The sequence below is a fragment of the Microbulbifer sediminum genome (assembly GCF_021729035.1).
Classification (GTDB): domain Bacteria; phylum Pseudomonadota; class Gammaproteobacteria; order Pseudomonadales; family Cellvibrionaceae; genus Microbulbifer; species Microbulbifer sediminum.
The window spans coordinates 51907-76415 of sequence record NZ_JAJSAP010000010.1 but is presented as its reverse complement, the minus strand read 5'-3'; the positions used below and the strand labels follow the sequence as shown (position 1 = coordinate 76415).

Sequence of the window (24509 nt, the reverse complement as noted above, 5' to 3'; positions counted from 1 at the left end):
ACAGTGAAACTGCGCCGCCAACTGCTACTGGTCAGCCTGTTTGCGCTGGCCCTGCCCTGGGCCGGCTGCCAGTACCTGCGCCAGGTGGACAGCGCCCTGGCCCGTGGCCAGATGCAGGCACTGGAAGCCACGGCCAGCGCGGTAGCGGCGCGACTGGCCAGTGCACCACACCTGATCGCGCCCGACCCGGAACGGGCCGGCCGCCCGCCCGGCGCGCAGTTCTACCTTCACCCCCTGCCCCAGCCCCCCCTGCTGGACGGCTACGGCGACGAATGGCGCGCCTGGCACTTACCACCGCGCCCACTGCTGGCGAACGACGGCTCTCCACTGGGCCAGGTCACCATGGGGCGCCACGGGAAGCGGGTTTACCTGCTCCTCACGGTGGCCGACGACACGCCGGCCTACCAGGACCCGCGCACCGGCCTGATCGCCAGTGGCGACGCGGTTGAGATCCACACCGGTGGCCGGCACTACACGCTGCCGGTCGCGAGCCAGGGCAGCGCCACGGCCCTGTGGCGCAACCTGCGCCGGGGCACCAGGGAACGCGAACTGCGCCTGCGCGGTCGCTGGACCGCCTCCGCTGCCGGCTACCAGCTGGAGCTGACCCTGCCCTTTGCCCTCACCGACGGCGAGTTCGCCCTGGCCATCAGCGATCGCAGCACCAGTGACGGCACCACACCGCAACGGCGCGCCAGCACCCTGCCGGCAGACGGCCGCCCGGGCCGGCTGGTACAGCCCCTGCCAGAACTGCAGGCAGAGCTGCAGCACTTCGCCCGCCCCCAGTTGCAGCTGCTGGTCGTGGACAGCGAGGGGTACCGGCTCGCGGCGGTGGGCCAGCGGGATGGTAGCGAGGTACTGGAGCAGCAGCACTGGCTGCGCAACTGGCTCTACCGCCAGCTGCTGTCACGTACGCCCCTGCCACCGCTGCCCGCCCAGTCCCTGCCCGCGGAGCTGGCCGAGGGACGCGCGACAGCGGAGCAGTGGTACCGGGGGCCGCGGGAGACCCGCATTGGCGCAGCCAGCGTGCCGGTGATTACCCGCGCCGACAATATCGTCGAACGCCCCCTGCTTGGGCGCGTGATTGCACTGCAATCCGGCCAGGCCCTGCAGTCACTGACCCAGTCGGCGGCCTACCAGCTGTGGCTGGTTTCCTGCGTGGCTGCCGGCGGTGCCCTGCTTCTGCTGCTCGGTTACGCCAGCTGGCTGTCATGGCGCATCCGGCGCCTGCACCGGGCCGCCCGCAACGCCGTGGATGCCAGCGGCCGCCTGCGGGGGGACTTCCCCCGCGCCCGCATGAACGATGAGCTGGGCGCACTCAACGGTGCCTTTGCCAGCCTGCTGCAGGAGCTGGACCAATATCACCAGTACCTGCGCTCGCTGGCCAGCAAGCTGTCCCACGAGCTGCGCACCCCCCTGGCGGTGGTGCGTGGATCCCTGGACAACCTGGCCGCCGGCGAGCTTGACGAGGACAGCCGCCGCTATGCCGAGCGCGCACTGGAGGGCAGCGGGCGCCTGTCCGGTATCCTCAACAGCCTGTCGGCGGCCAGCCACCTGGAGGCCAGTATTCGCCAGGCGGAACGCGAGCCCGCCGAACGCAACCGGGAGGAGTTCGAGCTCGACGACCTGCTGCAGGTGCTTACCGACAGTTACCGCGACGCGCACCCCGCCCACCGCTTCAGCCTCAGCTGTCCCGGGGGGCCGCAAGCCTGCTACGGCGCGCCAGAACTGCTGGCCCAGCTGCTCGACAAACTGGTGGATAACGCCACCAGCTTTGCGCCCCAGGGCAGCGAAATCCGGTTGGCGCTCGAGCAGGGACCGGACAGCTTCCGCATCTCGGTAAGCAACGACGGGCCACTGTTGCCGCCGGGCTTTACCCACAAACTGTTCGACTCGCTGGTCTCGGTGCGCAATGATGGCAGCCGCGCCGGTCACCTGGGCCTGGGATTGCATATCGCGCGGCTGATCGCCGACTTCCACGGTGGCCGCCTGGAGGCCGCCGACCGCGAGGACGGCAGCGGCGTCACCTTCACGCTGCACCTGCCCCGCTGAGGACTGCGGAATACACGAGGCCCCGGGTGTCACCAGTGGTTGACAAACAACCAGCCGTGGGGATAATGTCGCGTCCCAATCGGGCCCCGGCCCGTTAGTTACAGATTTACTGAGATTTCCAACAGGAGCAACCGGTGGCCAATTCACCTCAAGCGAAGAAACGCGCGCGCCAGAACGACAAGCGCCGCAACCACAACGCCAGCCTGCGCTCCATGGTGCGCACCTACATCAAGAAGGTAGTTGCGGCCATCGATGCAGGTGATGCAGAAAAAGCCAAGACTGCTTACGCGGAAGCGGTGCCGGTCATCGACCGCATGGCGGACAAGGGCATTATTCACAAGAATAAGGCCGCCCGTCACAAGAGCCGCCTGAACGCCCAGATCAAGGCACTGGCTGCCTGATCCGCGTCTCGCGAGCCTAAAAAAGCCCCGCCATGGCGGGGCTTTTTTGTATCTGCCCGCTGCTCATCGGGCCCCGGGCACAAACGGAGCCGGTGCTACAGCAGGATCAGGTTATCGCGGTGGATCAGCTCATCATCGTCGCGGTAGCCCAGCAGCTCGACAAACCGCTCCGATGGCTGGCCGACGATACGCGCCACCTCGGCACTGTCGTAATTCACCAGCCCCCGGGCCACCTCCTCACCCGCAGCATTGAGGCAGGCCACCAGCTCACCGCGATGGAAGCGCCCCGCCACGCCGGTCACCCCCACCGCCAACAGGCTCTTGCCCTGTTCGCGCAGCGCCGTCTCGGCCCCCGCATCCAGCTCCAGGCTGCCGCGCACCTGCAGCTGGCCGGCGAGCCAGCGCTTGCGGGCCGCCATGGGATCCGCCTCGGGCTCCAGCAGGGTGCCCAACCGCTCTCCGCCGCAAACCCGGCGGATCACGCCCTCCACTGCACCGCCGGCGATCACCGTGGCGGCGCCAGAACGGGCCGCCAGCTGTGCCGCCCGCACCTTGGTGCTCATGCCGCCGCGGCCCAGGCCACTGCGTGAGCCACCGGCCATGGCCGCCAGGGAAGGATCCGCAGCGGACGCCTCACGAATGAGCTCAGCTGCCGGGTTGTCACGGGGGTCCTGGGTGAACAGGCCCTCCGCATCGGTGAGGATCAGCAGCGCATCGGCCTCCACCAGGTTGGCCACCAGTGCCGCCAGGGTGTCATTATCACCGAACCGGATCTCGTCGGTGACAACCGTGTCATTCTCGTTGATGATGGGCACAGCCCCCAGGGACAGCAGGGTGCGCAGGGTGCTGCGCGCATTGAGGTAGCGGGTACGATTGGAAAGGTCGTCGTGGTCGAGCAGGATCTGCGCGGTACGGCAATCAAACCGGCCAAAGGCCTGCTCGTAAACCTGCACCAGGTGACTCTGGCCCACGGCGGCGGCAGCCTGCAGCTGGTGGATTGACTCTGGCCGGCGGCGCCAGCCGAGGCGGTCCATGCCCGCGGCCACGGCGCCGGACGACACCAGCAGCACCTCGATCCCGGCACTGCGCAGCGCGGCAATCTGGGCGGCCCAGTTGGCGATGGCAGCGCAATTGACTCCGCGCCCATTGTCCGTCAGCAGCGCACTGCCGATCTTGATTACCCAGCGCCGACTGGCGGCGAGCTGTTGCCGAGACTGCAACTCCACCCCTCCCCTGGAAAAATGCCCCGCAGGGCAGTTACCGGTACGGCAGCCCGCCCGGCACCAAACTATGACTAGCGGCGGTATTCTATCTCGACGTCGTGGTCATCGTCGTCCCAGTCATCATCATCATCATCATCCCCCGCACGACGACCGGACTTGCGCGCCTCGCGCAATTCCTGGATACGCTCCCGGGCCTCACGCTGCATCTGCCGCTGGGCTTCCAGCTCGGCCTCGGCCTCCTCCGGGTCCGCCTCCTCGGCCGCACGGCGCTCATCCAGGTAGTCCATCAGGCGTCCCGCCAGGGCATCGGTGCCCTCGCCGCGAATGGCCGCCACACGGAACACGGGCCCCTCCCAGCCCAGCGCCTGCACGATCTCCTCGCAACGCTGGTCCAGTTCGCCCGCGGGCACCAGGTCAGTCTTGTTCAGGACCAGCCAGCGCTCACGCGCCGCCAGAGTGGGACTGAACGATTCCAGCTCCCGCTCAATTGCCAGGGCATTCTCCACCGGGTCGCTGCCATCGAACGGGGCCAGGTCCACCAGGTGCAGCAGGACGCGGCAGCGGGTCAGGTGCTTGAGGAAGCGAATACCAAGACCGGCACCTTCCGCCGCCCCCTCTATCAGGCCAGGGATATCGGCAATCACAAAGCTGCGATGCTTCTCCACCTTGACCACACCCAGGTTGGGCACCAGCGTGGTGAACGGATAGTTGGCCACCTTCGGCTTGGCCGCAGAAACCGCGCGGATAAAGGTGGACTTGCCGGCGTTGGGGAGCCCGAGCATGCCCACGTCCGCCAGCACTTTCAGCTCCAGCTTGAGATGGCGCTCCTCACCCGGGGTGCCCTTGGTGGTCTGGCGCGGCGCGCGGTTGGTACTGGATTTGAAACGGGTGTTGCCCAGGCCGTGAAAGCCGCCCTGGGCCACCAGCAGGCACTCGCCGGCCGCAGTCATGTCTCCCAGGGTCTCGCCGGTCTCGGCATCGATGATGGTCGTTCCCACCGGCACCTTGAGCACCAGATCGTCACCCTTGGCGCCGGTACAGTTGCGGCCCCGCCCCTGCTCGCCGCTACCGGCGCTGTAGCGGGGCTGGTAGCGGTAATCCACCAGGGTATTGAGGGATTCATCCGCCTCCAGGTACACGGACCCGCCATCGCCGCCATCGCCGCCGTCGGGGCCGCCCTTCTCGACGAACTTCTCCCGGCGGAAGCTCAGGCAGCCATTGCCACCATTGCCCGCCTTGACGTAAATGGGCGCCTCATCGACAAATTTCATGCTATCTCCACCGCCATGGCGGTTACTGTTCTCTTACGCAGTTTAACTTGCGCACAGGATCTCACGGCTGCGCCGCACAACGAAAAAGCCCCGCTCGGGGGCGGGGCTTTCGGATCGGGTCGGGCAACCGGATTAGGCAGTTTCGATGGAAACGTACTTACGATTGCTGGGGCCCTTCACCTCGAACTTCACAACGCCGTCCGCAGTCGCGAACAGGGTGTGGTCCTTGCCCATGCCAACGTTAACGCCAGCGTGGAACTTGGTGCCGCGCTGACGCACGATGATGTTGCCAGCCGCTACAGACTGACCGCCAAAGCGCTTCACGCCCAGGCGTTTACTTTCGGAATCGCGACCATTGCGCGTACTACCGCCAGCTTTCTTGTGTGCCATGAGTCGTTACTCCTCTCTTATGCCTTGATGCCAGTGATTTTAACTTCGGTGTACCACTGACGGTGGCCCTGACGGGACATAGAGTGCTTGCGACGACGGAACTTGATGATTCTCACCTTCTCGCCGCGGCCGTGATTGACCACTTCAGCTGTTACTTTCGCGCCGTTGACCAGCGGGGCACCGATGTTCACGCTGTCACCGTCGACAACCATCAGCACCTTATCAAAATCGATGGATTCGCCGGTGGCGACTTCCAGCTTTTCCAGACGAAGTACTTCGCCCTCTTCCACGCGGTGCTGCTTACCACCGCTCTCAAAAACTGCGTACATATCTCTTTGCTCCGAGATGGACGACACGAAGCAGCGGTCGGATTGCCGGGAACCGGCCAGTCACAACACCGCATTTCGGGAGCTTGCGCCGTATATTCAATACCGAATAAAGCTTGGTCCCACTGCCGGCCACGGGAGCCAGCCAAAGCGGGGCGCAGATTCTAATCAATTCACGACATTGATACAATAGCCGGCTTCTTGCCCGCTGGCGGCCTCCCGGCCGCGCCGGCCGGTGCTTTCAAGTGCTAAAAAGCCGTTCCCATAGAGCAGTATAAGGAATCCATGCATGTTGCCTTTTCACCGGGTCGCCGCCGATGATTTCGCCGCCGTCAACCAGCGCATCCTCGACCAGCTGCACTCGGATGTGCCACTGGTGGAAAATATCGGTCACTACCTGGTGGAAGCCGGGGGCAAGCGCCTGCGCCCGCTACTGGTGCTGCTCTGCACCCGGGCCGCGGGCTATAGCGGTGACCGGCATATAGACCTGGCCACTGTCATCGAGTTCATCCACACCGCCACCCTGCTGCACGACGATGTGGTGGACACCTCGGAGCGACGCCGCGGCCGGCTGACCGCCAACGCCCAGTGGGGCAACGCGCCGGCAGTACTTGTGGGTGACTTTCTCTACTCCCGCGCCTTCCAGATGATGGTGGCTTTGCAGGATATGGACATCATGGCAATCCTGTCGGAAACCACCAATACCATTGCCGAAGGCGAGGTACAGCAGCTGGTCAATGCCGGCGATCCGGCAGTCAGTGAAGACAACTACCTGACCGTGATCCACAAGAAGACCGGAGCCCTGTTTGAGGCCGCCTGTGAGACAGCAGCGGTACTGGCCGACTGTGGCCCGGAAGAGCGCCGGTCGCTGAAACTCTACGGCCGCCACCTGGGCCTGGCCTTTCAGCTGGTGGACGACGCGCTGGACTACCGCGGCAACCCGGAGGAGCTGGGCAAGAATGTTGGTGATGACCTGGCCGAGGGCAAGCCCACCCTGCCGCTGATCCACACCATGGCCAATGGCACCCCGGAACAGGCAACGCTGGTGCGGGAGGCGATCGAGCAGCGCAGCGCCGACCGCCTGAAGGAAATCGTCGACGCAATCGAGTCCTGCGGCGCCCTGGATTACACCATGGAACGTGCCCGTGCGGCAGTGGCCGAGGCCCGCGAACAACTGGCCTTCCTGCCAGAAGGCGACTACAAAACCGCCCTGCAGCAGCTCGCCAGCTTCGCCATCGAACGATCGGTTTAGGCTGGCCACAGGGCGGGCAACAAAAAAGCGGCGCCAAGCGCCGCTTTTTGCTGCCCGTCAATCACCCCGGCAAGGGGCCGGAAATCAGGTGCGGATCAGGCTGAGCAGCTCCGCCGTTTTCTGCTTCATCAGCGCTTCGTCACCGCGCGACTCGACATTGAGGCGCACCACCGGCTCGGTGTTGGACATACGCAGGTTAAAGCGCCAGTCGGCGAACGCCACACTGAGGCCATCCACGTGCTCCACACTCTCCGCCCCGGGGGCGTACTTTTCCTCAGCAGCCTTGAGCAGTGCCGCGGGATCCGCGACCTTTGAGTTGATTTCCCCGGAACAGGGAAATGCTGCCATACGCTCGCCCACCAGCTGCGAAAGGGGTTTGCCGCTGCGGCTCACCAGCTCCGACACCAGCAACCACGGGATCATGCCGCTGTCACAGTAGGCAAAATCGCGGAAATAGTGGTGTGCGCTCATCTCGCCGCCGTAGACCGCATCCTCTTTGCGCATGCGCTCCTTGATAAAGGCGTGCCCGGTCTTGCTCTGCACCGGTTCACCACCGGCCGCGCGCACAATATCCTCGGTATTCCAGGTCAGGCGCGGGTCGTGCACGATTTTCGTCTTCTTCCCTGCGGCGCCCTGCTCCTTGAGCAGGAAAGCCTCGGCCAGCAAGCCGACCACGTAGTAGCCCTCTATAAACTCGCCGTTTTCATCAAAGAAGAAGCAGCGGTCAAAATCGCCGTCCCAGGCGATGCCGAAGTCAGCACCGCTGTCACGGACCGCCCGTGACGTGGACTCCCGGTTCTCGGGCAGGATCGGGTTGGGGATACCGTTGGGGAAGCTGCCGTCCGGATCGTGATGTACACGCACAAACTCAAACGGCAGGTGCGGCGCCAGGGCATCCACCACGGCACCGGCCCCGCCATTGCCGGCATTCACCACCAGCTTCAGCGGCTTCAGCGCGGCGGTATCAACATAACCCAGCAGGTGCCTGACGAAATCGGCACGATACTCAAACCGTTGCAGCGCACCACGCTTTTCCACCGGCGCAAACGCATTCTCTTCCGCCAGTCGCTTGATTTCCTTCAGGCCGGTGTCGCCACTGATAGGGCGGCTGCCTGAGCGGACAAACTTCATCCCGTTGTAGTCCATGGGATTGTGACTGGCGGTCACACAGATGCCGCCGTCGAAATCGCCATGAAAAGTGGAGAAATAGACTTCCTCGGTACCGCATTCGCCGATATGAAATACGTCGGCACCGGCATCCCGCAGGCCGTCGGCGAGCGCATCGGTCAGCTCACCACTGGTCAGGCGGATATCGTGCCCCACCACCACGCGGCGGGCATCCAGGAACTGCGCGAACGCGCGTCCCACCCGGTACGCAACATCCACATTGAGTTCGTCGGGCACACGGCCCCGCAGGTCATAGGCCTTGAAACAGGTCAGCTCGGTCATGGGTAAAAGTGTTCCCTGGTAACGCTTGTTATTTTGCAGGTTCAGTTTTCATCCGCCTGGGCGGGCAGGTAAATACTCTGGTAGACGTGATTGGTGGCCTCGACAAAGCCGTCGACGGAACCACAGTCGAAGCGGCGCCCCTTGAAGCGATAGGCCAGCACACAGCCGCGCTGCGCCTGGGCCAGCAGGGCATCGGTGATCTGCACCTCCCCGTTCTTTCCGGGCGGGGTCTCGCGCAGCAGGTCGAAAATGTCCGGAGTGAGGATATAGCGGCCGATAATGGCCATATTGCTCGGGGCCTCTTCCGCGGCGGGCTTTTCCACCATATCGGTAACCTGGTAGAGACCGGGCTTGATCTCGTTACCGGCGATAACGCCGAACTTGTGGATCTGGTCCCGCGGAACCTCCTCAACGGCCACAACGCTGCAACGGAACTGCTGGTAGAGCTGCACCATCTGGCCCAGGACCCCCAGGCCATCATTGAGGCACAGGTCATCCGCCAGCACCACACCAAAGGCGGCATCGCCGATCAGGCGCTCCCCCTGCAGGATGGCGTCGCCCAGGCCGCGCATCTCCCCCTGGCGGGTATAGGAAAAGCTGGCCCGGTCGATCACATTGCGTACCGAGTCCAGGTAGCGCTCCTTGCCGGTGCCCGCAATCTGGTGTTCCAGCTCGAAATTGGTATCGAAATGGTCCTCAATGGCCCGCTTGCCCCGCCCCGTGACAAAGCCGATCTCGGTCAGGCCGGCTTCAATCGCCTCCTCCACGCCATACTGAACCAGTGGTTTGTTGACCAGCGGCAGCATCTCCTTCGGCATTGCCTTGGTAGCCGGCAGGAAGCGGGTGCCGTAACCGGCAACCGGGAAGAGACATTTCTTCAACATCGGGACCCCAATTCTTCTGGTGCTTTTCTTGTCGCGGCGGCTCGGGCGCCCACCCCGCGTGGACGGGAAAGTTACCACATTATTGTGAAACGCATCACCCGACCACCCTGACCGCACCAGCTGGTACGCGTGCCTCAATGTTCCCGGGCATTTGCGGCGTTCATACCCTGTAATCTAGTCAGCAAGGCCCGTGCCAGTCACAAAAATTCCCCTGACTGACTGGACAACATTTCCCCAGACTTTAGAATGCCCGCTCTTGCAAAAACGCCCACTCTTTGTGGCGTGAACACCCAAAACCGGGGACAAAATGAGTAATTTCGTTCAGAAAAGCAGCTATTCCCGTGAAGAATTGCTGGCCTGCTCGCGCGGCGAGATGTTCGGCCCGGGCAACGCCCAGCTGCCGGCACCCAACATGTTGATGCTCGACCGCATCACCCACATCTCCAAGGACGGTGGCGCCTACGGCAAGGGCGAGTTGATTGCCGAGCTCGATATCCACCCCGACCTGTGGTTTTTCGACTGCCACTTCCCCGGCGACCCGGTAATGCCGGGATGCCTTGGGCTCGACGCCATGTGGCAGCTGCTGGGCTACTTCCTGGCATGGAAGGGCAACCCCGGGCGCGGTCGCGCACTGGGATGTGGCGAGGTGAAGTTCACCGGCCAGATCCTACCGACCGCCAAGAAGGTCACCTATCATATCCAGCTGAGCCGCCTGGTAGAGCGCAAGCTGGTCATGGGCATTGGCGACGGCTCGGTCGCGGTGGACGGTCGCGAGATTTATACTGCCAAGGACCTGCGCGTCGGGCTGTTCACCCGTACAGACAATTTTTAAGCCTGTTCGGCCGCCGGGTCGGGCAGGCCTGCCCGGCCAGCAAATCGGTCCGGCCGTAACCAAACCCCGGGCACAATAACAACGTACACTGCCGGAAAGCTTTACTGGAGACCACTTATGCGACGGGTAGCCATCACCGGATTGGGTATCACATCCTGTATCGGCACGGACCTGGAGTCCGTATCCGCCTCGCTGAAGGCGGGCCGCAGCGGCATTCGTGCCAATGAGGAGTATCGCGAACTGGGACTGCGCAGCCAGGTCGCGGGCCCGGTGGACATCGATTTCAAGGACCACATCGACCGCAAACACCTGCGTTTTATGGGCGATTCGGCAGCGTATGCCTACATCGCCATGCAGGAAGCCATTCGCACCTCGGGCCTGGAAGAAAGCGATATCTCCAACCCGCGCACCGGTCTGGTGATGGGCTCCGGCGGCACTTCGACTGCAGCCATCATCGATGCCGCACAGACCCTGAAAGAAAAGGGTGTGCGCCGCGTGGGTGCCTTCCGGGTACCGCAGGTCATGGGCAGCACCGTGTCGGCCTGTCTGGCCACGCCGTTCCGGATCAAGGGCGTGAACTACAGCATTTCCTCCGCCTGTGCGACCAGCGCCCACTGCATCGGCAATGGCGCCGAGCTGATTCAGATGGGCAAGCAGGACATCGTCTTCGCCGGCGGTGGCGAAGAGCTGGCCTGGAGCCTGACCCACCTGTTCGACGCCATGGGCGCCCTGTCCAGCAAGTACAACGACACCCCCGAGCGCGCCTCCCGCCCCTACGATGCTGACCGGGACGGTTTTGTAATCGCCGGCGGCGGCGGCTGCCTGGTGCTGGAGGAGATGGAGCATGCCCGGGCCCGCGGCGCCACCATCTACGCCGAACTGACCGGCTACGGCGCCACCTCGGATGGCTACGATATGGTGGCCCCCAGCGGTGAGGGCGCGGTGCGCTGCATGCAGCAGGCCCTCGCCGGTATGGACGGCAATGGCCTGGAAGGCGGTGTGGACTACATCAATACACACGGCACTTCGACTCCGGTCGGCGACGTGGCTGAACTGCGTGCGATGCGCGAGGTTTTTGGCGACCAGGCCCCGGCCTTCTCCTCCACCAAGTCGCTGACCGGCCACTCCCTGGGTGCCGCCGGCGTGCACGAGGCGATTTACTGCCTGCTGATGATGCAGGAAGGCTTTATTACCGCCTCCGCCAACGTGGAAAATCGCGATGAGGAGGCCGCAGGCATGGACCTGGTCACCGAATTGCGCAAGACCGAGCTGCAACGCGTGCTTTCCAACAGCTTTGGCTTTGGCGGCACCAACGCCAGCCTGGTGTTCGACAAGGTCTGAGCAGTGGCTTGAAGGCCTGCCGATAGAAACAGAAAGGGCGATCCACTGGATCGCCCTTTTCTTTTGCCTCCGGGACACCGGCCCGGAGCGCGCTTTACATGGCGCTGCGCCCCGGCCGGGGCCATTTTCACCGGCCGCTGCCAAGCCGCTCGAGCCACAACTCCACCTGGCGGGTAAGCCCCTGGCGCCAGCTGCGCTGCTGGATACCGAACACGTCCCGCAGGCTGTTACAGGCCAGTACCGCGCTGTGATTGCCCACAGGCTCGGCCAGTGGCTCAGGCTCCATTGCAGTGCCTTCATCGAGGAAAGACTGGGCCCGCTCCACAGCCTCCCGGGCGAACTCCAGTGCCGTACAACTGTCCGCGGCACCGTAGTGATAGACACCAGCAGGCGGGGCGCCACTGGCCAGCTGCTGGACCACCGCCACCACCACCCGCACCAGGTCGGCAACGGTTACCGGGCTGCCCCGGCTCTCATCGTCCACGGCGATTGGCCGGTTTTCCAGCAGGGCCTTCAGCACGCGCGCCAACAGTGCGCTCTCACTGCGATCCACCATCCACCCGAAGCGCAGCACCGTCAGGCTTTTGCTGCTCGCCAGTGCCCGCTCGCACGCCAGCCACTGTCGACCATTGGGGGATTCCGTGTTGGGATCGTCGTCTTCGTCATAACGCTTCTGCGCGCCGCCGGCAAAAACCCGGTAAGAGGAGATATGCAGTAGGTGACTGTAATCATCGCGTCCGGCCAGGTCGCGGCATACCTGCAGGGCCTCGCCCATCGCATTGCTGCCGGCACAAGCGGCCGCATTGATGACCAGGGCCCCCGGGCGCAACTGGTCGAGTTCGGCCGGGCCGAGCAGCTGCACACGAAAACCCACCCGCTGCAGGCGTTTCTGCAGCGGCGCATCGATATAGTTGCCGGCACCGATAACGGCGACAGTGTCCGGCTGGTAACCCGTGTGATAGTCAGGCACGCAGGATCCGCGAATCAGAACGGAATATCGTCATCAAAGCTGTTGTCGAAACCGCCAGCAGGCGCCTGGTTCGGCTGCTGGTTAGACGGCGGCTGGTTTGAGGGGGCCATGGGCGAGGGTGCGGAACGCCCCTGGTTGCCCTGGGCATAGGGGTCGCCGCCCTGCTGGAAGCCACCCTGGTTCTGCTGGCCGTAACCACCCTGGTTCTGCTGGCCGTAACCACCCTGGTTGCCCATGCCCTGGCCATAGCCACCCTGGTCTCCACCGCGGCTGTCGAGCATCTGCATCTCGTTGGCAACGATTTCAGTGGTGTAGCGATCCTGGCCGCTGTTCTTGTCCTGCCACTTACGCGTGCGCAGAGAACCTTCGATATACACCTTGCTGCCCTTGCGCAGGTACTCGCCGGCGATCTCCGCCAGACGGTTGAAGAACACCACCCGGTGCCACTCGGTACGTTCCTGCTGCTGGCCGGTCTGCTTGTCCTTCCAGGTTTCGGAAGTCGCCAGGTTGACGTTGGTGACCGCACCACCGCTCGGCATATAGCGGGTTTCCGGGTCAGCGCCCAGATTGCCGATCAGGATGACTTTGTTAATACCCTTGGCCATGGCCCTCTCCTCTTTCGCCCGCGGTACACCCCGGGCGGCAATTATCAAATGGTCTAGTAAATAGTCTCAGGCTGTCCGTAACACCGGCTGGCGCCGCAACAACGGCACCACCGGACGGTTGCCCCCTGCAACCAGTGTATTTTTATCCAGCAGCATACAACAGTCGCCGCCGGGGTGCCCAGCTCAGCCGGGCGCCAGCTGCCGGCGCTCCCGCAGGAACCACCACAGCAGCCCCCAGGCCACCAGCACCACGCCGCCCAGCCCGGCGACCCAGGGCGCGCCGCCGGCTCCGAACAGGTATCCGCCCAGGCTGCCCCCGGCAAATGCCCCCAGGAACTGGAAGGTTGCGTACAGGCCGCTGGCCGCGCCGCGGGATTCCGCCGGTGCGGTGCGCGTCAGCTGGGCCGGCAACAGCGCCTCAAGCAGGTTGAAGGCGATAAAGAACAACGCCAGTAACGCCAGCAGCCCCACGGGGCCTGTCGGCACCACCAGGGCGGCACTGCCAGCCCCCAGGCCCAGCAGGGCAAGTGCCATCGCCTGGCGCACACGCCCCTGGCGCTCGGCTTGCCGCATCAGCGGCAGCATCACCACGAAGGCGCCCAGCATCAGCGGTCCGTATATTTTCCAGTGCCCGGCCCCGGGCACGCCCAGCTTCTCCACCAGTACCAGTGGCAGAGGCACAAACAGGGCGGTCAGCAGCAGGTGGGAAAAGAACACTCCGCTGACCAGTTGCCAGGTGTTGCCGCTGGCCAGCAGCTCCCGGAAGCCGGCACGGTTCACCGCCGGCCGCGCGGATTCCGCCGGTGTCGGTACCAGGCGCCAGAGCATCAGCATGCCCAACAGCGCCAACCCGGCGGTCACCCAGAAAATCGCCGCCAGCCCGCCGGCGCCCGCCAGCACCGGCCCCAGCATGACCGCGAGCATAAATGATACCCCGATGGCAGCCCCGATCGCCGCCATCGCCTTGCCGCGGTTCTCGTCCCGGGTCAGGTCCGCCATCAGCGCCATGGTCGCTGCGGCAATGGCTCCGCAGCCCTGCAGCACCCGGCCGGCAATCAGGCCGTAAACGGAGTCGGTGTTGGCCGCCACCGCGCTGCCGAGGGCAAACACCCCCAACCCGAGGAAAATGACCGGCTTGCGCCCCCAGCGGTCCGACAGGATGCCCAGCGGCACCTGCAGCACGGCCTGGCTCAACCCGTAGGCGCCCAGGGCAATACCCAGCAGGAACGGTGTGCTATGGCTATAGCCGGCACCGTAAACGGACAGTACCGGCAGCACCATAAACAGGCCGAGCATGCGAAATATGTAAAGCGAGGCGAGCCCCATCAGGGCACGTCGTTCAGTGGCATTCATGGGCAGAGGGGTTCATCCGGCAATCCGGGCGCACAACATCAATGGGCGCGCATTGTAACAGCGGCGGGGCCCCGGTTGGGAACCGGAACCGCGCCGTCGAGCCTGCCTTGTGGTCAGCTACGCCCGTATTTGTCTTCCAGGCGGACGATATCGTCCTCTCCCAGGTAGCTGCCGGACTGGACCTCGATCAGCTCCAGCGGGATGGAACCCGGATTTTCCAGCCGGTGGGTCACCCCCAGCGGGATGTAAGTGGATTCATTTTCCGTCACCAGCAGCTCTTCCTCACCGCGGGTCACACGGGCGGTGCCGCGCACCACGATCCAGTGCTCCGCCCGATGGTGGTGCATCTGCAGCGACAGCTGGCGACCCGGTTTCACCACGATGCGCTTTACCTGGAAACGGGGACCGGCGTCGATGGAGTCGTAATATCCCCAGGGGCGATAGACCTTGCGGTGTGCCCGCGCCTCGCCGCGACCGGATTGGTCCAGTCGCTGTACCAGTTTCTTGACCTCCTGCACACGGCCCTTGTCGGCGATCAATATCGCATCGTCGGTATCCACCACCACCAGGTCACGCACCCCCAGCAGGCTCACCAGGCGATTGTCCCCGTGCACCAGGCAACCGCTGGCATCCTCCGCCAACACGTCGCCGTGCAGCCGGTTGCCGTCGCTGTCCTTCTCCGCCAGCTCCCATAGCGCAGACCAGGAGCCCACATCACTCCAGCCCGCCGCCATCGGCACCACCGCCGCGGACTCGGTGCGCTCCATCACCGCGTAATCCACCGATTCGCTGTCGCAGGCCGCGAAGGCTGCGGCGTCGACCCGGGTGAAATCCAGGTCCCGCGCCGCACCGGCGAAGGCCGCCCGGCAGGCTTCGAGAATATCCGGCCGGTATTCGCGCAGCTCCTCCAGGTAGCGCGAGGCGCGGAACAGGAACATGCCGCTGTTCCAGCTGTAGTCGCCGCTGTCCAGGTAGCGCTCCGCGGTCGCGGCATCCGGCTTCTCGACAAAATCGGCCACCTTCCAGGCACCCTCCCCCAGGTCCTCGCCGCGACGGATGTAACCGTAGCCGGTCTCGGCACAGGTGGGCACGATGCCGAAGGTGACCAGGTGACCGCGTTTCGCCAGTTCACGGGCGCTGTCCACCGCTCGCTCGAACGCCGGTACATCAGTTACCGCATGGTCGGCCGGCAGTACCAGCAGCATTGGCTCATCGCCCTCGCCCGCGTCCTCGAGTGCGGCCAGTGCCGCGAGTGCGATGGCCGGCGCGGTATTGCGGGCGCAGGGCTCCAGCAGGATCGACTGTGCCGAACGGCCAATCTCCTGCAGCTGCTCGGCCGCGGCAAAGCGGTGCTCCTCGTTGCAGACCAGGATCGGCGCCGCCACATTCGCGATGCCGTCCAGGCGCATGGCGGTGGCCTGCAGCATGGTTTCGCTGCCCGCCAGCGGCAGGAACTGTTTCGGGTAGGCTTCACGGGAGAGCGGCCACAGGCGCGAGCCGGTGCCGCCGCAGAGAATCACGGGAATCATGGATATCCGTTCCGGTGGTAAGGGTGGTTGATTTGGAGCCAGATTTTGGCACAAGTGCCGGAGAGATTATACTTGCCTGTTTTCCGACCAAACCACAGGATGCTGCGTGGATACGATTTATGTCCGGGGTGCGCGCACCCACAACCTGAAGAATATCGACCTGGATATTCCCCGCGATAAACTGATCGTGATCACCGGGCTTTCCGGTTCCGGCAAGTCCTCACTGGCCTTCGACACCCTTTATGCCGAAGGCCAGCGCCGCTACGTGGAGTCGCTGTCCACCTACGCCCGGCAGTTCCTGTCGATGATGGAAAAGCCGGACGTGGATACCGTGGAGGGCCTGTCCCCGGCCATCTCCATCGAGCAGAAATCCACCTCCCACAACCCGCGCTCCACCGTGGGCACCATTACCGAGATCTACGACTACCTGCGCCTGCTGTTTGCCCGGGTGGGCGAGCCGCGCTGCCCCGACCACGCCGAACCCCTGCAGGCCCAGACCGTCAGCCAGATGGTCGACCAGGTGCTGGCGCTGCCGGAGGGCAGCAAGCTGATGCTGCTGGCACCGGTGGTGCGCGACCGCAAGGGCGAACACCTGCACGTATTCGAGCGGCTGCGCCGTGACGGCTTCGTTCGCGCACGGATTGACGGCGTGGTCTGCGACCTGGACGACACCCCCAAGCTGGACAAACGCAAGAAGCACACGATCGAAGTGGTGGTGGATCGGTTCAAGGTACGTGATGACCTGCAACTGCGCCTGTCCGAGTCATTCGAGACGGCCCTCACCCTGACCGAGGGCATCGCCTCCATCAGCTTCATGGACGGCGACCAGGAGGACCGCCTGTTCTCCGCCCGCCACGCCTGCCCGGTATGTGATTACTCACTGAACGAGCTGGAACCGCGGCTGTTCTCATTCAACAACCCGGCCGGCGCCTGCCCCAGCTGCGATGGCCTGGGGGTCAAGCAGTTCTTCGACGAAGACAAGGTGATCCTGGACCCGGAGAGCAGCATCTCCGAGGGCGCCATCCGCGGCTGGGACCGCCGCAACATCTACTACTACCATATGCTCGACTCGCTGGCAGAGCACTATGGCTTTAACCTGGACAAGCCCTGGAACAAGCTGCGCAAGGCCCACCGAGAAGTGATACTGCACGGCAGCGGCGACGAGGTCATCGACTTCAGCTACGTCAACGACCGCGGCGATGTAACGGTGCGCCGGCATACCTTCGAGGGCATCATCCCCAATTTCCAGCGCCGCTACCGCGACACCGAGTCGCAGTCGGTGCGCGACGAGCTGGCCAAATACCTCAGCACCCAGAACTGCCCTGAGTGCGGCGGCACGCGCCTGCGCCGCGAGGCGCGCAATGTATTCGTGAACGACCGCACCCTGGCGCAGATCACCGAATTGCCGGTGGGCGATGCCTTTGATTACTTCGACCACCAGATCACCTTCCAGGGCGCACAGAAAGAGATTGCCGACAAGATCCTCAAGGAGTTGCGGGACCGCTTCCGTTTCCTGGTGGATGTGGGCCTCAACTACCTGACCCTCAATCGCAGTGCCGAGACACTGTCCGGCGGTGAGGCCCAGCGCATCCGCCTGGCCAGCCAGATCGGCGCCGGCCTGGTGGGCGTGATGTATATCCTCGACGAACCCTCCATCGGGCTGCACCAGCGCGACAACGAGCGCCTGCTGGCCACCCTCACCCACCTGCGCGACCTGGGCAATACGGTGATCGTGGTGGAGCACGACGAGGACGCCATCCGCAGTGCCGACTACATCGTGGATATCGGCCCCGGTGCCGGCGTGCACGGCGGCGAGGTCGTGGCCGCGGGGCCCGCAGAGAGCATCACCGCCTGTGAGCGCTCGCTTACCGGTCAGTACCTGTCCGGCGCCAAGGAGATCGCCGTACCCGAGGAGCGCTACCTGCCGGATCCGGATTATATGTTGCGTATCGAGGGCGCCAGCGGCAACAACCTCAAGGAGGTCGACCTGGAGATTCCAGTGGGCCTGCTCACCTGTGTGACCGGCGTATCCGGCTCGGGCAAGTCCACCCTCGTCAACGCCACCCTTTACCCCCTGGCGGCGACAGCGCTGAACAAGGCCACCACCCTCAAGGCCGCCCCCCACGAGGCGGTCCACGGCCTGGAGCATTTCGACAAGTGCGTGGATATCGACCAGAGCCCTATCGGCCGCACGCCGCGGTCGAATCCCGCCACCTACACCGGGATCTTCACCCCGATCCGCGAGCTCTTCGCCGGCACCCAGGAAGCCCGCTCCCGCGGCTACAAGCCCGGGCGCTTCAGCTTCAACGTCAAGGGCGGTCGCTGCGAGGCCTGTCAGGGCGATGGCGTGATCAAGGTGGAGATGCACTTCCTGCCGGATATCTACGTGCCCTGCGACACCTGCAAGGGCAAGCGCTACAACCGCGAGACCCTCGAGGTGCACTACAAGGGCAAGAACATCAACGAGGTCCTCGAGATGACGGTGGAGGAGGCCCGCGAGTTCTTCGACCCGGTGCCGGCCATCGCCAAGAAACTGCAGACCCTGATGGATGTGGGCCTGTCCTATATCAAGCTGGGCCAGGCGGCCACCACCCTGTCCGGCGGTGAGGCGCAGCGGGTGAAGCTGTCCCGGGAGCTGTCCAAGCGGGACACCGGCCAGACGCTGTATATCCTCGACGAGCCCACCACCGGGCTGCATTTTGCCGATATCCAGCTACTGCTCGACGTACTGCACCGGCTGCGCGATCACGGCAATACCGTGGTGGTGATCGAGCACAACCTGGATGTGATCAAGACCGCCGACTGGATTGTCGACCTGGGCCCCGAGGGCGGCTCCGGTGGTGGCGAAATCATCGCCACCGGCAGCCCCGAGGAAGTCGCGGAAATGGAGGTTTCCCACACCGGGCGCTTCCTGAAGCCGATGCTGCAATAACGGCACTGTTACCGGTGATAGAAACGGCGCGACTGCTACTGCGAAAATTCACGCTGGACGATGCGCCGGGCTTCTATGCCCTCAGCGCCGACCCCGCAGTGGTCCGCTACACCGGCCAGGCCCCGTTCGCCTCACTGGCCGAGGCCACCGAGGCCCTGAAAAGCAAACCGCTGCGCGATTACCGCGAGCGGGGCTTCGGTCGCCTGGCCTGTATCGAGAAGACCACGGGCCACCTGGTTGGCTTCTGCGGCCTCAAGTTTGTACCGGAAATCAAAGAGGTGGATATCGGCTACCGATTCCTGCCCGCGTACTGGGGGCGCGGACTGGCCACCGAATCTGCACAGGCTGTCATGCTCTACGGTCGCGGGGAAATGGGACTGCAACGGATCGTGGGCCTGGTGCAACCGGAAAATTCAGGCTCGGTCCGGGTGCTGAAAAAAGTGGGCATGCAGTTCGAGCGGCAGGTCGATTTAACCCCGGAAGAAACAGGGCTCCACCTCTACGCCAATTAACAGCAGAACATAAAAATAATGAAAATCGGCAAACACCTGAATATCGGTCCCGCAACCATGGTCGCGGCGGCTTTTATCGGCCCCGGTACCGTGGTCACCGCCAGCCTCGCCGGCGCCAACTATGGCTACGCCCTGCTCTGGGCACTGCTGTTCGCGGTACTCGCCAGCGTGGTGCTGCAGGAAATGGCCGCGCGCCTGGGCGTGGTCACCGGCCGCGGCCTCGGGGAAAATATCCGCGAGTCCTTTCGCCGGCCGCTGCCGCGATTCGCCGCCATCGCCCTGGTGGCCAGCGCCATCCTGGTGGGCAATGCCGCCTATCAGGGCGGCAATATCGCCGGCGCCAGCATGGGCCTTCGCGCCCTCACCGGTGATGGGGACCCATCCGCCCGGGCCTTCAATCCCTGGGCCCTGCTGATCGCCCTGGTGGCCTTTGCACTGCTGTGGAGTGGCAGCTACCGCCTGGTGGAAAAGTCCCTGATCGCCCTGGTGGGCCTGATGAGCCTGGCATTCCTGGCCACCTTCCTCATCAGCCGGCCCGATATTCCCGCCCTGCTTCGCGGACTGCTGGTGCCGCAACTGCCGAAAGGTGCGGCCCTGACCGTGATCGCCCTGGTGGGAACCACCGTGGTGCCCTACAACCTGTTCCTGCACAGTGCGAGTGCCAGCCGCAAGTGGCGTGATCCGCGCGATCTTTCCCGCGCGCGCAGCGATATCCTTTTTTCCATCCCCCTCGGTGGGCTGATCTCCATGGCCATTGTCGCCACTGCTGCAGCGGCTTTCTTCCGGCACCAGCTGGAGTTGCAGGGGGCCGCCGATATTGCCACCTCCATGCGGCCACTGTTCGGCGACCTCGCCACCGCCATGATGGGAGTGGGCCTTTTCGCCGCAGGTATTTCCTCGGCGGTTACTGCCCCACTGGCAGCCGCCTACGCCCTGGGCGGCGCCCTGGGCCTGCGTCCCGATCTCAGGTCCACGGGCTTTCGCAGCCTGTGGATCGCGGTACTGGTCACCGGCGCGGGGATCGCCACGCTGGAAATGAAGCCGGTGCAGGTAATCTGGTTTGCCCAGGTAGCCAACGGCCTGTTGCTGCCCATTGTTACCGGATTCCTGCTGTGGGAAATGAATACGCCCAGGCTCGGCGAATACCGCAATTCCCGCTGGCAGAACCTGGCCGGGCTGCTGGTATTGCTGGTAACGTTCATGCTCGGCGGCCGCAGCCTGATGTCGGCATTCGGGCTGCTCTGACGGCACCTTACCCGCAGGCGCCCCCCACCCGGGACATCAGTCGAGGGAGCGTTTCATCTTTTGATCACTCCTGTCCCGGGCGGTAGCGACGCGAGACATGGGGCTCCAGCGCTGCCCGCTCGAAATACACCGGCCGCAGCTTCTCTGCGGCGAACAGCGACGCCTGGCCCGCGTAGTGAGGCGATGTACTGTCAAGGGTGGCTCAGCCGAAGTGATGCACCGCGCGCGAGCGCACCTGTCCCTCAGCGCCCCAGGCGACCACCATGATGTAGCCATCGCCGGCACGATTCTCCAGCTCACCCCCCCCATTCAGCGGCCCGCCGTAGACCGCACGCAGCGTATCCGGCCCGCCGTTTAGCGGCCAGCTCTTGTCCGCGCGGACATGGCGATTGACCTCGCGATAGGGCACCCCGGTGCTGCCGTGATGCTCGACCAGCTGATCCACCGCCCGCCGGAATGCCCGCCCGATCGCAGTATCGGAAACCGCTTCGTTCCCGGCGTCCTGCACCGGCTGCAGCGTCAGTACGGCCAGGGCCGCCTGCCGATTGTCGCGGGACGTGGACAGGTCCCAGTGCGCCAGGGCGGCCAGCGCCGAGCGATAGGGCTCGCGCTGCAAACCTGCGGGTTTTTCGCTGGCCAGCCAGCGGCGCAGTGCTTTCACCTGGTACGAGCCCGGGTGGTGGCGGTGGTCGAACTTGAATCGAACGAATTCGTCTGCAGAGATCTTTTGCTCGGCACCGTAGAACGACTCGATCTGCAGGGCCCGGTTGGTAACCCGGGTTTCAATACCCATGCTGTCCGGGTAATCCTCTGCCCAGGCATCGTCGTCGCCGTCAGTTGAGTGGAACGAGGGATTGCTGGCGTTGTAGACCAGTCCCGAAGCGAGATTGACGGTGCTGGGCATGGCACTGAAATCCCGGTAGTCGCGCCAGATGAGTTTGGAGCGGTCGCCCGGCAACAGGTAGCGGGAAACCCGCTCCGGATTGTGCGCGGCATAAAGGTTGAGCCCCGCGGCATAGGCCTCGGCAACCACACGTGTCTGCGCCGGCAGCTTGGTGTAACCGCGCTCGATTGCCGGCCAGATGCCCATCCACTGGGCCAGGTAATCGGTCTTCGCGGCAGCCATGCCTTTCTCCGCCGCCAGTGTGCCGCGGATTGCGAGGATCACGTCCTGGATGGTGGCAAAGTCATCCTCGGCGTGGGCATAGGCGAGCCCGAAGGCCACATCGGGGTCGGTGCTGCCGTAGATATGTGGCCCCCCCACTTGTCCCGTAATATCTCCACATCATAATGTCCCGCGGCGGCAGTAAAGCCGTGCCGCGCCAGCTGGGTTTCGATCCCCGGGGGCAGGCTCAGGAAGGCAACCACGAGTGCCGCAGACACTGCCACCGCCGCCGTTTTAACCGGACCATAGACTCACCAGGATTATTGTTATTGCTGCCAGTGTCCCCCACACGTGATGCCGGGTAAAGCCTGCCGGGAGTGACTTGCTGACTCTGTTTTCCACCTGAATTTGTGAAGCAGTTTTCAGCTTGCCGAGTAGACTGGTACGTCTATGGTGACCCAATGGTTCTGCCTGCAAATATTCTCGACCATTGGCCGACAAGGCACTAGGCTCAGGGCGTTTTACCGAAGTAGCGAACCGGCTCCGCGCCCGTTTCACTCCGGTCGAGACGGACATTCCCCAGGCATTTTTGTCCCCGCAGTACGGCCCTGTACCAACTAGCGCAGCCAGAGAGAAAACGACTGATACTCACTGAAAACTCAGGGGATAAAATGATAAAAGTTCTCCGCAGTGCGGCACTCGCCTGTGCCGCCATCAGCATCACGCTCAGCGCCCAGGTCAGTGCCGAACCCGGCGACTACGGTTTCTGGGCCACCCTCGGCAATCTCATCGTACCCCGCCAGGCCAATGCGCCAGTGACCGAAGAGCAAACCCACGGGATGTACCCGCTGACCCGGGAAGTTGCCGGCTTTGATGACGGGTTCAACCCGGCCGATTACGACAACTGGCAGAAAGTCGATGTACCGGCAAGTACCGGGGCCATGTGTGGCAACGGGTCGCCCTACAAGTTTTTTGTCTACCGGGTGCCGGATACCAGCAATACCATTTTCTATTTCGAGGGCGGCGGCGCCTGCTGGGACTATGAGAGCTGCTCCGGCCAGGCCGGCATCCGCGGGGCGCGCAACCCCAATGGAATTCCCGATGACTACGTGCAGAATATCAACCTGCTGGATTTCGAAAACTCATCCAACCTGGGCACGGCGGCCGCGTCGCCACTGATCTACACCCATCATCCCTACGACCAGTTCAAAACCGGTGAGTGGAATATCGTCTACGTGCCCTACTGTACCGGTGACATTTATGTGGGCGACAAGACCCAGGTTTACGCGGATCCAACCGGACAGAACCCGGACTTGATCTGGCACCACAATGGCCTGCGCAACGTGCAGGCGGTCACCTCCTGGGTAAAGAACAACCTGCAAAAACCGCGACAGATGCTTGCCGCCGGTTGCAGCGCCGGCAGTATCGGTGCCCTGCTGAACTACTCGAAATTGCGTGCGGATATGGGCGTGGATTACGGCTACCTGCTGGACGATTCCGGCCCGCTGTTTGACGCCCCGCGGAACAGCAATGACCCCCAGACCTATCCGTCATTGCCATTGCACCGGGAAGTGCTGGACTCCTGGACCACCTACACCGATGACGGCGATACGGCCGCAGAGAATCCAATCAACCTGCTCACGCAGATCACTCCCGGGTTCGACCCCAATGCCCTGGCCACTCTTTACGGTGGACTGTCACAAAAATTCCCCGCAGACAGGCTGGGTATTACCCACTTCCTTGCCGACGGTAATTTCTCCTCCTACTCCTATGAGCGATTCTTTGAGGATATCGGCAGTGACCCGGATGCGGAATCAAAACTGGCAAAGCTCCGTGACAAGTGGCAGCAGGATACCTTCAGCAACCTGATTCCGATGCTGGAACAGACCGGCAACTGGGGCTACTACTTCCCCAGGTTCCGCAATTTCAATGAAAGCCATTGCACCACCGTGCTCGACCTGCAGTACGGCGAAATCGCAGAGCTGGGACTCGAGACCCGGGACTTCCTAAACAACATCGTCAACTACCAGGGCGGCGGCTTTATTCGCGCCTACGAAACCGACGAGACTTCTGATTTCGAGAATAACAATAACTGGTTCTACGACCTGGTGGACGGACTGCTTTAATTTTGCATTGGCAGGCACACCTAAAAAGGCCGCACCCTGTGCGGCCTTGCTTCAGTTGCCATACGCTTCTTCCCGGGCCCCTTGCAGTTGCCGGCGCAGATATTGCTGACGAGTCAGCCCCTCCGGAAATTTATCCATCGCCTGGACCCGCTCGATGATTGCCGCCTCCATGGCTTTATAACGGGCGAATCCCGGCTCTTCCCGATACGGGTCGTATGGCTGTTGCGCTTCCGCTTTCTGGCGATACTCGGCTATCAATCCCGCGGCGGCCTCGTCGAAATCTGCCCGGCCAGCACTGTTGCGCTCCAGCCACGCCAGCTTGAGGGCAAGGCCCTCGGACGCGATAACCCGACCCTCCGCCTCGATACGCTCAATCAGGGCCCAGGCTTCCGCATCGCTGATAGCATCCCCGTTGCTGGAGAAATACGCCCTGAGGGTACGTTTCTCCTCTTCACGGTCCAGGTAAGCCTCTACCCGCGGGTGCGACAACAGCTGGTCCTGGAATGCCTCGGGGTCAGCCCTGGCCGGCTCGACAATCCCGACGGAGGAGGCGCTGTCCTGCCCTGCCACCGGTACGGCAATACCATTCACATCGACCGACGGATATGACCTCGTCACAGCCCACCAGACAACAATCGCCGCCGCCGACAGCCCCCAGAGCCATCCACTGTAACCCTTTCGCATAAGCAGACTCCCTGTCCGGAAATTAACGCG

At 63.8% G+C, this 24509-nt stretch carries 21 protein-coding genes; 9 read left to right on the top strand and 12 right to left on the bottom strand.

The annotated features are described in order from the left end of the window. Positions 1-3 precede the first annotated feature (3 nt). On the top strand, positions 4-2049 hold the full coding sequence (locus tag LVD11_RS15545; protein ID WP_237060486.1) for an ATP-binding protein: 2046 nt from the start codon (positions 4-6) through the stop codon (positions 2047-2049). Positions 2050-2183: 134 nt separating this feature from the next. Then, positions 2184-2450, top strand: a complete 267-nt coding sequence (gene rpsT, locus LVD11_RS15540; RefSeq protein ID WP_091517007.1) for a 30S ribosomal protein S20 — start codon at positions 2184-2186, stop codon at positions 2448-2450. Between the two features lie 95 nt (positions 2451-2545). Here rpsT and proB read toward each other — a convergent pair whose 3' ends face one another. The 4 genes from proB to rplU form a co-directional block, all read right to left on the bottom strand. Beyond that, on the bottom strand, positions 2546-3670 hold the full coding sequence (proB, locus tag LVD11_RS15535) for a glutamate 5-kinase (protein WP_237060484.1): 1125 nt from the start codon (positions 3668-3670) through the stop codon (positions 2546-2548). A gap of 74 nt (positions 3671-3744) precedes the next feature. Then, entirely contained in the window at positions 3745-4944 is a 1200-nt protein-coding gene (gene cgtA, locus LVD11_RS15530) for an Obg family GTPase CgtA (RefSeq protein ID WP_237060481.1), read from the bottom strand. Positions 4945-5076: 132 nt separating this feature from the next. Continuing rightward, positions 5077-5334: a 50S ribosomal protein L27 gene (gene rpmA, locus LVD11_RS15525; protein ID WP_232940929.1), complete on the bottom strand. Its 258-nt coding sequence runs from the start codon at positions 5332-5334 to the stop codon at positions 5077-5079. A 17-nt stretch (positions 5335-5351) separates the two neighbouring features. Next, entirely contained in the window at positions 5352-5663 is a 312-nt protein-coding gene (gene rplU, locus LVD11_RS15520; RefSeq protein WP_237060479.1) for a 50S ribosomal protein L21, read from the bottom strand. A gap of 286 nt (positions 5664-5949) precedes the next feature. On the opposite strand from rplU, the gene ispB reads away from it, so the two are divergent. After that, the gene (gene ispB / locus LVD11_RS15515; RefSeq protein WP_237060477.1) at positions 5950-6912 is read left to right on the top strand and encodes an octaprenyl diphosphate synthase; all 963 of its coding nucleotides are present in this window, start codon (positions 5950-5952) and stop codon (positions 6910-6912) included. Between the two features lie 84 nt (positions 6913-6996). Here the strand turns inward: ispB and LVD11_RS15510 are convergent, their stop codons facing one another. Next, positions 6997-8361 (bottom strand): phosphohexomutase domain-containing protein, encoded by a 1365-nt coding sequence (locus tag LVD11_RS15510; RefSeq protein ID WP_237060476.1) that lies wholly within the window; start codon positions 8359-8361, stop codon positions 6997-6999. A 41-nt stretch (positions 8362-8402) separates the two neighbouring features. Then, complete coding sequence (gene galU, locus LVD11_RS15505) at positions 8403-9245, bottom strand: UTP--glucose-1-phosphate uridylyltransferase GalU (protein WP_237060475.1); 843 nt, start codon at positions 9243-9245, stop codon at positions 8403-8405. Between the two features lie 307 nt (positions 9246-9552). On the opposite strand from galU, the gene fabA reads away from it, so the two are divergent. Together fabA and fabB are read left to right on the top strand one after the other, a co-directional pair. Further along, complete coding sequence (gene fabA, locus LVD11_RS15500) at positions 9553-10077, top strand: 3-hydroxyacyl-[acyl-carrier-protein] dehydratase FabA (protein WP_232940924.1); 525 nt, start codon at positions 9553-9555, stop codon at positions 10075-10077. Positions 10078-10194: 117 nt separating this feature from the next. Next, positions 10195-11418 (top strand): beta-ketoacyl-ACP synthase I, encoded by a 1224-nt coding sequence (gene fabB / locus LVD11_RS15495; RefSeq protein ID WP_237060474.1) that lies wholly within the window; start codon positions 10195-10197, stop codon positions 11416-11418. Positions 11419-11545: 127 nt separating this feature from the next. Here the strand turns inward: fabB and LVD11_RS15490 are convergent, their stop codons facing one another. From LVD11_RS15490 to LVD11_RS15475, 4 genes are all read right to left on the bottom strand, one after another. After that, positions 11546-12388, bottom strand: a complete 843-nt coding sequence (locus tag LVD11_RS15490) for a sugar nucleotide-binding protein (RefSeq protein WP_237060473.1) — start codon at positions 12386-12388, stop codon at positions 11546-11548. Between the two features lie 14 nt (positions 12389-12402). Further along, positions 12403-12993: a single-stranded DNA-binding protein gene (gene ssb, locus LVD11_RS15485; RefSeq protein ID WP_237060472.1), complete on the bottom strand. Its 591-nt coding sequence runs from the start codon at positions 12991-12993 to the stop codon at positions 12403-12405. 183 nt (positions 12994-13176) lie between these two features. Then, entirely contained in the window at positions 13177-14346 is a 1170-nt protein-coding gene (locus LVD11_RS15480) for an MFS transporter (RefSeq protein ID WP_237060471.1), read from the bottom strand. 113 nt (positions 14347-14459) lie between these two features. After that, complete coding sequence (locus LVD11_RS15475; RefSeq protein ID WP_237060470.1) at positions 14460-15875, bottom strand: mannose-1-phosphate guanylyltransferase/mannose-6-phosphate isomerase; 1416 nt, start codon at positions 15873-15875, stop codon at positions 14460-14462. A 106-nt stretch (positions 15876-15981) separates the two neighbouring features. Here LVD11_RS15475 and uvrA point away from each other — a divergent pair, with 106 nt between their 5' ends. From uvrA to LVD11_RS15460, 3 genes are read left to right on the top strand one after another with little or no spacing between them, the layout of a single operon-like run. Beyond that, complete coding sequence (uvrA, locus tag LVD11_RS15470; RefSeq protein WP_237060467.1) at positions 15982-18807, top strand: excinuclease ABC subunit UvrA; 2826 nt, start codon at positions 15982-15984, stop codon at positions 18805-18807. A 14-nt stretch (positions 18808-18821) separates the two neighbouring features. Beyond that, complete coding sequence (locus LVD11_RS15465) at positions 18822-19319, top strand: GNAT family N-acetyltransferase (protein ID WP_237060465.1); 498 nt, start codon at positions 18822-18824, stop codon at positions 19317-19319. 18 nt (positions 19320-19337) lie between these two features. Continuing rightward, positions 19338-20564 carry an Nramp family divalent metal transporter gene (locus tag LVD11_RS15460; protein ID WP_237060463.1) on the top strand — a complete coding sequence of 409 codons (1227 nt, stop codon included), beginning with the start codon at positions 19338-19340 and terminating at the stop codon, positions 20562-20564. A gap of 202 nt (positions 20565-20766) precedes the next feature. Here LVD11_RS15460 and LVD11_RS15455 read toward each other — a convergent pair whose 3' ends face one another. Beyond that, positions 20767-21828, bottom strand: coding sequence for a penicillin acylase family protein (locus LVD11_RS15455; RefSeq protein WP_237060461.1), 1062 nt, complete (start codon positions 21826-21828; stop codon positions 20767-20769). A 512-nt stretch (positions 21829-22340) separates the two neighbouring features. On the opposite strand from LVD11_RS15455, the gene LVD11_RS15450 reads away from it, so the two are divergent. Beyond that, positions 22341-23795, top strand: coding sequence for a pectin acetylesterase-family hydrolase (locus LVD11_RS15450; RefSeq protein ID WP_237060459.1), 1455 nt, complete (start codon positions 22341-22343; stop codon positions 23793-23795). A 51-nt stretch (positions 23796-23846) separates the two neighbouring features. Here LVD11_RS15450 and LVD11_RS15445 read toward each other — a convergent pair whose 3' ends face one another. Then, positions 23847-24479, bottom strand: a complete 633-nt coding sequence (locus LVD11_RS15445) for a hypothetical protein (RefSeq protein ID WP_237060457.1) — start codon at positions 24477-24479, stop codon at positions 23847-23849. Positions 24480-24509 lie beyond the last annotated feature (30 nt).

What these genes read in the sequence shown, in the direction of transcription:
- LVD11_RS15460 (WP_237060463.1), top strand. Translation starts at nt 19,338, where the DNA reads ATGAAAATCGGCAAACACCTGAATATCGGTCCCGCAACCATGGTCGCG.
- rplU (WP_237060479.1), bottom strand. Translation starts at nt 5,663, where the DNA reads ATGTACGCAGTTTTTGAGAGCGGTGGTAAGCAGCACCGCGTGGAAGAG.
- LVD11_RS15450 (WP_237060459.1), top strand. Translation starts at nt 22,341, where the DNA reads ATGATAAAAGTTCTCCGCAGTGCGGCACTCGCCTGTGCCGCCATCAGC.
- fabB (WP_237060474.1), top strand. Translation starts at nt 10,195, where the DNA reads ATGCGACGGGTAGCCATCACCGGATTGGGTATCACATCCTGTATCGGC.
- LVD11_RS15475 (WP_237060470.1), bottom strand. Translation starts at nt 15,875, where the DNA reads ATGATTCCCGTGATTCTCTGCGGCGGCACCGGCTCGCGCCTGTGGCCG.
- cgtA (WP_237060481.1), bottom strand. Translation starts at nt 4,944, where the DNA reads ATGAAATTTGTCGATGAGGCGCCCATTTACGTCAAGGCGGGCAATGGT.
- LVD11_RS15510 (WP_237060476.1), bottom strand. Translation starts at nt 8,361, where the DNA reads ATGACCGAGCTGACCTGTTTCAAGGCCTATGACCTGCGGGGCCGTGTG.
- LVD11_RS15445 (WP_237060457.1), bottom strand. Translation starts at nt 24,479, where the DNA reads ATGCGAAAGGGTTACAGTGGATGGCTCTGGGGGCTGTCGGCGGCGGCG.
- fabA (WP_232940924.1), top strand. Translation starts at nt 9,553, where the DNA reads ATGAGTAATTTCGTTCAGAAAAGCAGCTATTCCCGTGAAGAATTGCTG.
- galU (WP_237060475.1), bottom strand. Translation starts at nt 9,245, where the DNA reads ATGTTGAAGAAATGTCTCTTCCCGGTTGCCGGTTACGGCACCCGCTTC.
- rpmA (WP_232940929.1), bottom strand. Translation starts at nt 5,334, where the DNA reads ATGGCACACAAGAAAGCTGGCGGTAGTACGCGCAATGGTCGCGATTCC.
- ispB (WP_237060477.1), top strand. Translation starts at nt 5,950, where the DNA reads ATGTTGCCTTTTCACCGGGTCGCCGCCGATGATTTCGCCGCCGTCAAC.
- ssb (WP_237060472.1), bottom strand. Translation starts at nt 12,993, where the DNA reads ATGGCCAAGGGTATTAACAAAGTCATCCTGATCGGCAATCTGGGCGCT.
- LVD11_RS15480 (WP_237060471.1), bottom strand. Translation starts at nt 14,346, where the DNA reads ATGAATGCCACTGAACGACGTGCCCTGATGGGGCTCGCCTCGCTTTAC.